The organism is Streptomyces sp. NPDC005899 (genome assembly GCF_040629645.1).
Classification (GTDB): domain Bacteria; phylum Actinomycetota; class Actinomycetes; order Streptomycetales; family Streptomycetaceae; genus Streptomyces.
In genome coordinates this window covers 1-9,154 of the sequence record NZ_JBEXWB010000262.1, presented here as the reverse complement: position 1 = coordinate 9,154, position 9,154 = coordinate 1, and the positions used below count along the sequence as shown (strand labels likewise).

The following is a 9,154-nucleotide window of genomic DNA, read 5'->3' as shown; positions in this document are numbered from 1 at the left end:
GCAGGCGCTGCCCCTCGACCGGCCGCGCCCGGCGGTGAGCGGCCGTCGCCGGGGTGTGGTGGCGCTGGAACCGGACCCGGCGCTGTACGACGATGTCCGCGGCCTGGCGGCGGACATGGGGACGGGTGTCACGTCCGTGCTCCAGGCGGCGCTCGCCGCACTCCTCCACCTGCTCGGCGGCGGGAGCGACGTGCCGATCGGCACCCGTGTCGCGGACGCCACCGGGCCCGGGAGCGGACGCACGTGGGTGCTGCGGGCGGACCTGTCCGGCGGTCCGTCCTTCGGCCGGCTGCTGGAGAGGGTGCGTGAGCGGACCCTGACCGCGTCGAAGTACTCCCGGGTGCCGTTCGCGACGCTGGTGGAGGAACTCCTGCCCGAACCGCCGGCCGCCCACCACCCCCTCTTCCAGGTGCTGCTGGACACCGGCGGGGACTTCGCGCCATGGCCCGGGGACGACCCCTGTCCCGGCCTGGCGGTGACCCGGGAACGCCTCCTGTCGGGCCCCGCGGCACCGTGCGACCTCATCCTGAGGGCGCCGGCGGGCACCGTGCCGGAAGCCGGCTCCGGCCCCATGGAGATCGAGTACGACGCCGACCTGTTCGACGCTCCCACGGTGGCCGCCCTGGGCCGCCGGTTCCTCGCGGTCCTCAGGCAGGTGACCGCCGACCCCGGCACACCGGTGGACCGGCTGGACGTCCTGGAGCCGGCCGAGCACCGCCGTCTCTTCGTCGAGCTGCTCGGCACCGAGGCCCCCAGGCCGGCCGTCTCCGTACCCGAACTCGTGGCGCGGCAGGTCGGCCGGACGCCGGACGCCGTGGCCGTGGTCAGCGGTGACGCCCGGCTGACCTACCGTCAGGTGTGGTCCCGCGCCGACCGGCTGGCCCGCCGCCTCGTACGCGCCGGTGCCGGGCCGGAGTCGATCGTCGCACTCGCGCTGCCGCGCTCCTGCGACCTCGTCGTCGCCCTGCTCGCCACCATGCGGGCGGGTGCCGCGTACCTGCCCGTCGACCCCCGCTACCCGGCGGAGCGCATCCGCCACCTGCTGGACGACGCGGGCCCCTGTCTGCTGCTGACCGACGAGGCGACGGCGCAGGAACTGCCCGCGCACGCCCTGCCCGTATGCCTGCTGGACGAACCCACGGCACCGCAAGCGGCGGGCGGGGCGGAGCTGCCCTCGCCGCCGCAGCCGGACCGGCTCGCCTACGTGATGTACACCTCCGGGTCCACGGGGAGACCCAAAGGTGTCTCCCTGACCCACGCGAACATCGTCAACGGTGTGTGCGGGCTCGCGGAGGTGGCCGGCGTCGGGCCCGGCACGAGGATGCTGGCCGGGACCTCGATCAACTTCGACGTGTCCGTCTTCGAGGTGTTCACCGCCCTGGCCACCGGCGCCACGGTCGAGGTCGTGCGCGACGTGCTCGTGGTCGCCGAACGCGGCGGATGGCGCGGCGGAGTGCTGCACACCGTCCCCTCGGTCTTCGCCGAGCTGCTGGGCCAGGTGGCCGGCCGGCTCCACGCCGACACCCTCATGTTCGCCGGGGAGCGGCTGGCACCGGAACTCGTGCGCCGGGTGCGCGAGGCCGTCCCCGGCGCCGCGATCGTCAACGCGTACGGACAGACGGAGAGCTTCTACGCGACGACCTGCACCGTCCCGGACGGCTGGGAGGGCGCCGGGGTGCCGATCGGGAGGCCGATCGGCAACATGCGCGCCTACGTGCTCGGCCCCGGACTCGCCCCGGTCCCCCCGGGCACCACGGGGGAGCTGTACGTCGCCGGCTCGGTGGCCCGGGGGTACGCGGGCCGGCCGGACGCGACCGCGGAACGGTTCGTCGCCGATCCCTTCGGCGCACCCGGGTCGCGCATGTACCGCACCGGCGACATGGCCCGGTGGAACGCGGACGGGCAGCTGGAACACCTCGGGCGCGGGGACGCCCAGATGAAGCTCCGCGGCTTCCGCATCGAGCCGGCGGAGATCGAGGCCGCGCTCACCGGGCACCCCGGTGTCGCGCAGGCCGCCGTGGTGCTGCGCCCCGACCCCGCGTCGGACGGCAGCCGGCTCGTCGCGTACGTCGTCCCCGCCCCGGGCCCAGGCGGTGGCCCGGTGCCCGCACCGGCCCCGCGCGTCCTGCGCCGTCACGTGGCCGACCGGCTGCCCAGCTACATGATCCCGGCCGCGTTCGTCACCCTGGACCGCCTGCCGCTCGCCCCCAACGGCAAGCTCGACCACGCGAGCCTCCCCGACCCACCGCGACGGAGTCCCGCCCCCGCACGCCCCTGACCCGCCTTCCGCGGACACGTGAGGGGGGAGCCCGGCAGTGCCGGGCTCCCCCCTCACGTGTGACTCAGACCGCGCTGAACTCCCGCTCCCGCCGCACCTCGTCCGACGTCGTGGGGATGCCGCGGGTCGCGTAGCGCAGCATCGGCGGTGCCATCATCGAGGTGACCACGGCGACCAGGATGATGACCGTGTACGAGGCGGTGGTCAGCACGCCCAGCTGGAGACCCACCGTGGCCAGCACGATCTCCACCACGCCGCGCGCGTTGAGCCCGGCGCCGATGGCCAGTGCCTCACCGTGGCCGAGCCGCCCCATGCGGGCCCCGACGTACCCGCCGGCCAGCTTGCTGACCACGGCGACAGCCAGGATGCCGACACCGGCGAGGAACACCTCGGGCCGGACCAGGGCGCCCAGGTCGACCTGGAGGCCCGCCGTCGCGAAGAACAGCGGGGCGAGAACGGACATGACGAACGGCCGCGCCGCGCTCAGCGGCTTGCGGCCCGTCGAGCCCAGCGAACCGACGACGAGGCCGCACAGGAACGCGCCGAGGATCGGTTCCATGCCGAGCGCGTGCGTGCCCGCCGCCGAGGCGATGACGAGGACGACGATGATCGCGATGCCGCTCTCGGGGTGCTTCTCGCTCCCGGCGCGGGTGAGGACCGCCCGGGCCAGCGGCCGTCCGACGACAGCGGTGAAGGCGAGTACGGCGATCAGGTAGGCGACGGTCCGCACCACGGGACCGGCCTCGACACCGGTGGCGGCCATGGCCGACACGATGGAGAGCAGCAACCACCCCACGATGTCGCTCACGGCGGCGGAGCCGATGATCAACTGCCCGACGTCGCGGTGCAGCAGGCGCATGTCGAGCAGCGTCTTGGCGATCACCGGCAGGGCGCTGATCGCCACCGCGATGCCCATGAACAGGGCGAAGGTCGCACGGTCCGCCTCCGGCCCCCTCAGCGTGGCGGGCACCACGAGGCCCACGCCGATGCCGAGGGCCAGGGGCAGCAGCACACTGCCGGCGCTGACGTACCCGATGGCTCTGCCCTTACGCCGGAAGAGCTCGAGGTCGATGTGCGCCCCGGTGAGGGCGACCAGCAGCAGCACACCGAACTGCGCCACCGCGCTCACCAGGTGCAGCTGGGACGGGTCGCGGGGCAGCAGCCAGCCCGAGAGGCCGGGGAGCAGGTTCGCGAAGACCGAGGGCCCGAGGAGCACACCCGCGGCCAGCTCGCCCACCACGGCGGGCATCCGCAGCCAGGTGGCGAGTCGGCCGAGCAGCACGGCCGAGGTGAGGAGCACCGCGAACTGCAGCAGCAGGAGCAGCATCTGGTGATGGCTGATCCCGGGCATCGGCCCGGCTGCGAGCAGGGTCACCATGTCGATTCCTTTGCTGGAGGGATGGGCCGGGCTGCTTCCGGAGCCCGGCCCGCGTCCTCGGAACCGCGCGGCAGAGCTTCCAGGACGGCCTCGGCGACGGCGGACGGGTTCTCCGCCGAGAGCAGGTGCCCACCCGGCAGGGTCACGACGGTGCACCGGCCCGAGGTGTGCCGCGCCCACGCGCCCAGCCGGCCCGTCGAGGTGTCGTCCCGCCCGGCCAGGACCCGGATGTCGCCGGCGCAGCGGGTGGTGCGCAGTGACTCGAGGAAGGAGCCGGACAGGAGCAGGTCGTCCCGGATGAGGGGAAAGGCGTGGGCGGACAGCGCGGCATCCTCCAGGACCTCCGCCGGGACCTCGCCGCCCATGGCCGTCAGCAGGGCGACCGCCTCCGCGAGGTCGGCCGTCTCCCACGTGGGTGGGGACTCGCGCGCCGAGGGCGGGGTGTTGGAGACGGCCAGCAGGACGGGCGGGCGGTCCTGGGGGAGCTCCGCCGCCAGCGCCAGCCCCACGTACGCCCCGAGGCTCTCCCCGTACACGGCGTCGACCCGCCCGCCGAGGCGGCCGGCCAGATCCCGCACCGCCGCGGCGGCGTCGCGCAGGCACGGTTCCTCGAACCGCCTCCCGTGCCCCGGGAGTTCCAGTGCACGGAAGACGACACGGGCCCCGAGCGCCCTGCGCAGCGGCCGGAAGTAACCGGCACCGCAGCCCGACGGGGGGATGAAGGCGATGACGGGCCTCGCCGCTCGGTCGTCCATGACGCTCCCGGGAAGGGCAGCGGCCGGGCGGTGCAACGGACGCGGCCGCGCGGTGGTCGGTGGGCCGGGGGAGGGGCCGGAGGGGCGCCCCTCCCCCGTGACGGGCTGTCAGGCGGACCGGTACTCGGTCCCGCGCAGCGTCCTGGTCCCGATCTTGTTGTGGCCGTAGGTGTCCTCACCGCTGACGAGGACGGCCGACCACTTGTCCAGCGAGATGTTGCCGCCGTACTCCTCGATCTGGTCCGTGTCCGGGTAGACGCGCACGGAGGTGGGCACGTAGCGGGAGGCGAATCCCATGCGGTAGCCCTTGCCGGTGGAGACGTTCGGCAGGGAGGCGTGCATCAGTGTCGACAGGAAGATGACGCACTGCCCCTTCTCCATGACGAGGGAGACCGCGTCCTCCTCGTTGGGCTTCCAGTCGGCGTCCACCTGGAGCTGGCGGTAGTCGTAGCCGAAGAACCCCCGCGGCACGCCGTCCTTGATCTCGGCGTTGATGCGGCTCTGGTCGAAGTCCATCGTGCGGGTCTCGTCGTAGTTCATCTTGGTGTGGGTACCGGGGATGATCTGCAGACAGCCGTTCTCCTCGGTGGAGTCGGTGAACGCCGTCCACACCGTCAGCGTGCCGCCCCCGAAGTTGCTGTCGGTCTCGCCGGGCCACAGCAGCTGGGGCTTGCCGCTGGCGTTGGCGAACGTGTCCGCCTGGTGCCAGTCCGTGCCCTCGTCGCCGGGGTACTTGGGGAAGAACTCGGTGCGCCAGCAGAGCAGGTCGGGACCGAGGAGCGTGGCCACCTTGTCGATGATCTTCCGGTTGCAGATGTGCCGGGCCAGCAGGTCGACGTCGAGGTGGCGGTCGTAGTTGAAGATGTTCGGGGCGCCGAAACCCGCGTCCACCTCCGGGTAGGCGGCGTGGCTGCGGTCCAGCGACTCGCGCCGGATCTCCTTCCACATCCGGTCCATCTCGTCGGGTGTGTAGATGGTCAGCGGGCCGATGTAGCCGTTCTCGTGGAACGAGGCGACCTGCTCGTCGGTCAAGGAGGAATCGGTGCGTGCGCTGGTGGTCATGCTGCTCCCTCGTCTGGTGGTCGTCTTCAGTGGGTTTCGGACGGCAGTGACTTCGCCACGGCCACACCCAGCGACTCGGAGTAGGCCGTCCTGGTGTCGAGGACGACTCCGAAGGTCTCGCCGAGGAACCTGTTCAGCCGGGCGAACGTCAGGGAATGGCCGCCGACGTCGAGGAAGTTGTCGGAGGCGGTGATCTCCTGATCGTCCAGTTCGCCGCGCAGCCACTCCACGACGGAGTGCTCGATGTCCGTGCCACTGGTCGCCGTGAGCGCCTCGCCGCCCGCCGGTGAAACCTGCATGGGTTTTCCTCCTCGTTGCTTTTCCGTGCGTGCGTATGCGGTCCCGTTTCTCCACCGGAGAATTCGGGACAGAAACCGGTGCACAGCGGTGATGTCGATGCGGTCGCCCGGTGGCGGAACAATGCGTCCCGCCCGGAGACATTCGCCGGCCGGGGCGGCCGGCCGCCCCGCGGGCCACGGCACGCCGTCGAAGCGCAATTCACCCGACGCGGAAGAAGCCGGTGGTGTCACGCTAGACCGGCGGTGCGGGCACATCAAGGCCCGCCCGCCCCGCGGCTGTCCCGTCGGCAGGACACGGCGCCGTCCGCGTGCCTGGCCGGACGGCCGGTCGGAGGCGGGGGCAGCGGGGTGCGGCGGCCGTGGTGCGCGCGGCGGCCCTCGCGGGCCGTTCCTCCGCACGGTGAATTCCGGGATGGTCAGTTCGCGTAATTGCTGTATAGCCTTCGGTGGTCGTGGCACGGGGTCCGGGCATGCCGTCCGGCCCCGTAAACCCATTACGGGGAAGGAAAAGCGATGGCGAATCCCTTCGAGGACGAGAACGGTACGTACCTGGTCCTGGTGAACGACGAGGGGCAGCATTCCCTGTGGCCTTCGTACGTGGAGGTGCCCGCCGGATGGACGGTGGCCAAGGACGCGGACGGACGGCAGGCGTGCCTCGACTTCATCAACGAGAACTGGACCGACATGCGGCCCAGGAGCCTCGCGGAGGCCATGGCGCGGGACAACGGCTGACTCCCGCCGGCACGCGAACCGCCGCACGACCGGCCACACCGACGAGAACCGCGGAGGAGACATGCGAGGGAAGGCGACCGGCGCGTTGCCCGACGTCACGAGGCTTGCCGACGAGGACCTCGAACTCCTGTTGCTGATCAGGAATTGCGAGCTCGCTCTGTTGGACCTGTTCGCCGAAGGGAAGCTCAACGGCACCACCCACACCTGTCTCGGGCAGGAGTACGTGCCGGTCGCGCTGGCCCCGCTGCTCCGTGACGACTTCGTCTTCAGCAACCACCGCGGACACGGCCACTACCTGGCGAGGTTCGAGGATCCCGCGGGACTGCTCGCGGAGATCATGGGGCGGTCGGGGGCGGTGTGCGCCGGGGTGGGAGGCAGCCAGCACATCTACCGTGCGGGCTTCCTCTCGACCGGCGTGCAGGGCCAGAGCCTGCCGGTGGCCGCCGGCGTCGCCCTGCACCTGCGGCGGGAAGGCGAGGGGCGCATCGCGGTCGCGCACATCGGCGACGGCACCTGGGGTGAGGGCTCCGTCTACGAGGCCCTGAACATGGCCCAGTTGTGGAAGGTGCCGCTGCTGGTCGTCGTGGAGAACAACGCGATCGCCCAGTCCACCCCCACCCGGCAGCAGATGGCGGGCACGATCGCGGACCGCGCCGCCGCCTTCGGCATCGAGTACCGCGAAGTGCGCAGCACCGACGTCAACGTGATCCGGGAGGAGCTGGCCCCCTTGGTGGACGGCATACGCCGCGACAGCACACCCGCAGTGGTCGAGTTCCACTGCCTGCGGCTCGGACCGCACAGCAAGGGCGACGACACCCGCTCCGAGGAGGAGCTGGCCGCCGTCCGTGCCGGGGAGTGGAGCGTCGCCTACGCGCGGCGGTTCCCGGACCAGTTCGCCGCGATCGACGCACGCACCCGTGCGCGGATCGCCGACCTCGTGGCGGACGTGTCCGCCCGGCCGCCGTCGAGCTGGCCGGCGCTGACCGGTTCGGGAGTGGGTGTCACCGCATGAGCGCACTGGACAGGATCGTCGCCGAGGTGCTCGGCGTCGAGGAGACGCGGATCGACGACAGTACCGGCGCGGCCACGACCGCGGACTGGAGCAGCCTGCGGCACGTGCAGATCATCGCCGCCGTGGGCCGGGAGTTCGGCGTACGGCTCACCCCCAGGCAGGCCAGATCCTGCCGGAGCGTCGGCGACCTGCGCACGCTCCTGGTGGAGAAGGGACTTCCGGCATGACAGCGGTCGCGAGCGACCCGCTCGCCTCCATCGCGCCGCGCGTCGCGGAGCACCTCAACCGTTCGCTGCACCAGCTCTTCGCCCACCACGAGGACCTCCACCTCCTCGGCGAGGACCTGCTGGACCCCTACGGCGGAGCCTTCAAGATCACGAAGGGGCTCTCGACCGGCTTCCCGGGGCGGGTGCTGTCCACGCCGCTGAGCGAGGGCGGCATCGTCGGGGCCGGCGGAGGGCTCGCCCTGTGCGGCGACAAGGTCATCGTCGAGATCATGTTCGGCGACTTCATCGCCCTCGCCTTCGACCAGCTGCTCAACTTCGCCTCCAAGTCGGTCTCCATGTACGGACACCACGTACCCGTGTCCCTCGTGGTGCGCTGCCCGGTGGGCGGCAACCGCGGCTACGGGCCGACCCACAGCCAGAGCCCGCAGAAGCACTTCATCGGCATCCCCAACCTCGCGCTGTACGAGCTCTCGCCCTTCCACGACGCTCGATCCGTGCTGGGTGCCGCCCTCGACCGAGGTGAGCCCGGCATCTTCTTCGAGGACAAGGTCCTCTACACCCGTCGCATGTTCCGCGACGGCCGGGTGGACGACCTCTTCCGCTTCGAGATGCTCGGATCCGCCACGGGCTGGGCGCACACCTTCCCGCGGTCCGAGGGCGGCCCCGCGCCGGACGTGGTCGTCCTGGCCCCGGGCGGCATGACCCACCGGGCCCTGGAGGCCGCCCGCCGGCTGCGCGCCGAACACGGCCGCTCGGTGCACCTGCTGACGCCCGCCCAGCTCTACCCGCTCGACCTGGACCCGGTGCTGCCGCTGCTCGCCTCGGCGGGACGCGTCGCCGTGGTCGAGGAGAGTACCGCCGGCGGCACCTGGGGCGCCGAGGTGGCCCGACTCCTGTACGAGCGGATCTGGTCCTCCCTGCGCGGTCCGGTACTGCTCCTGAACTCCGCCGACTCGATCATCCCCACCGCCGCGCACCTGGAGGCCCGGATCCTCCTCGGTGCCGACGGCATCACGCAGGGCATCGCCGCCGCCGTCGGCCGGGACGGCGACCGTCCGGCCGGGGCTCCGGCGGACGCCACGTCCGAGGAGACGGCGGACGTGCCCGAAGGTGTCCCGCTCGTCGTACCCAAGCTCAACAACAACGACTCCAGCTACCTGCTCACGGACTGGCTGGTGGACGAGGGCGAGTGGGTGGAGCCCGGCACCGAGGTGGTCTCGCTGGAGACCTCGAAGGCCGTACAGGACGTCGAGGTGACCGAGGCGGGCCACCTCCACCGGGTGGCCGCGGTGGGGGAGGAGAAGGAGGTGGGGGAGGTTCTCGCCCTCCTCCTGCCGCAACCCCTGCCACCGGGTGGCCCGGCGCGGACGCCGGCCTCCGGGCAGCCCGCCCCCGCGCGGCGGGAGCAGCC

General features: G+C 72.3%; 9 protein-coding genes. 5 read left to right on the top strand and 4 right to left on the bottom strand.

Annotated features, from left to right (window positions below; translation table 11 throughout):
- On the top strand, positions 1–2,278 hold a 2,278-nt coding region (locus ABZ371_RS24160; protein WP_358683170.1), incomplete at its 5' end, for an amino acid adenylation domain-containing protein.
- Positions 2,279–2,342: 64 nt separating this feature from the next.
- Here the strand turns inward: ABZ371_RS24160 and ABZ371_RS24155 are convergent.
- From ABZ371_RS24155 to ABZ371_RS24140, 4 genes are all read right to left on the bottom strand, one after another.
- Entirely contained in the window at positions 2,343–3,656 is a 1,314-nt protein-coding gene (locus tag ABZ371_RS24155; RefSeq protein WP_358683168.1) for a cation:proton antiporter, read from the bottom strand.
- Positions 3,650–4,411, bottom strand: coding sequence for an alpha/beta fold hydrolase (locus ABZ371_RS24150; protein ID WP_358683166.1), 762 nt, complete (start codon positions 4,409–4,411; stop codon positions 3,650–3,652). The genes ABZ371_RS24155 and ABZ371_RS24150 overlap by 7 nt, the downstream gene beginning before the upstream one ends.
- A 108-nt stretch (positions 4,412–4,519) precedes the next feature.
- Positions 4,520–5,473 (bottom strand): chlorinating enzyme, encoded by a 954-nt coding sequence (locus tag ABZ371_RS24145; RefSeq protein ID WP_358683164.1) that lies wholly within the window; start codon positions 5,471–5,473, stop codon positions 4,520–4,522.
- 26 nt (positions 5,474–5,499) lie between these two features.
- A complete protein-coding gene (locus ABZ371_RS24140; protein WP_358683162.1) occupies positions 5,500–5,772 on the bottom strand; it encodes an acyl carrier protein in 273 nt (90 codons plus the stop codon).
- Between the two features lie 513 nt (positions 5,773–6,285).
- Here ABZ371_RS24140 and ABZ371_RS24135 point away from each other — a divergent pair.
- The 4 genes from ABZ371_RS24135 to ABZ371_RS24120 all read left to right on the top strand — a co-directional run.
- Complete coding sequence (locus tag ABZ371_RS24135) at positions 6,286–6,504, top strand: MbtH family protein (protein WP_358683160.1); 219 nt, start codon at positions 6,286–6,288, stop codon at positions 6,502–6,504.
- A 61-nt stretch (positions 6,505–6,565) separates the two neighbouring features.
- Positions 6,566–7,516 carry a thiamine pyrophosphate-dependent dehydrogenase E1 component subunit alpha gene (locus ABZ371_RS24130; RefSeq protein WP_358683158.1) on the top strand — a complete coding sequence of 317 codons (951 nt, stop codon included), beginning with the start codon at positions 6,566–6,568 and terminating at the stop codon, positions 7,514–7,516.
- Positions 7,513–7,743, top strand: coding sequence for an acyl carrier protein (locus ABZ371_RS24125; RefSeq protein WP_358683156.1), 231 nt, complete (start codon positions 7,513–7,515; stop codon positions 7,741–7,743). Before ABZ371_RS24130 ends, ABZ371_RS24125 begins: the two co-directional genes overlap by 4 nt.
- On the top strand, positions 7,740–9,154 hold a 1,415-nt coding region (locus ABZ371_RS24120), incomplete at its 3' end, for a transketolase C-terminal domain-containing protein (protein ID WP_358683154.1). The genes ABZ371_RS24125 and ABZ371_RS24120, both read left to right, overlap by 4 nt.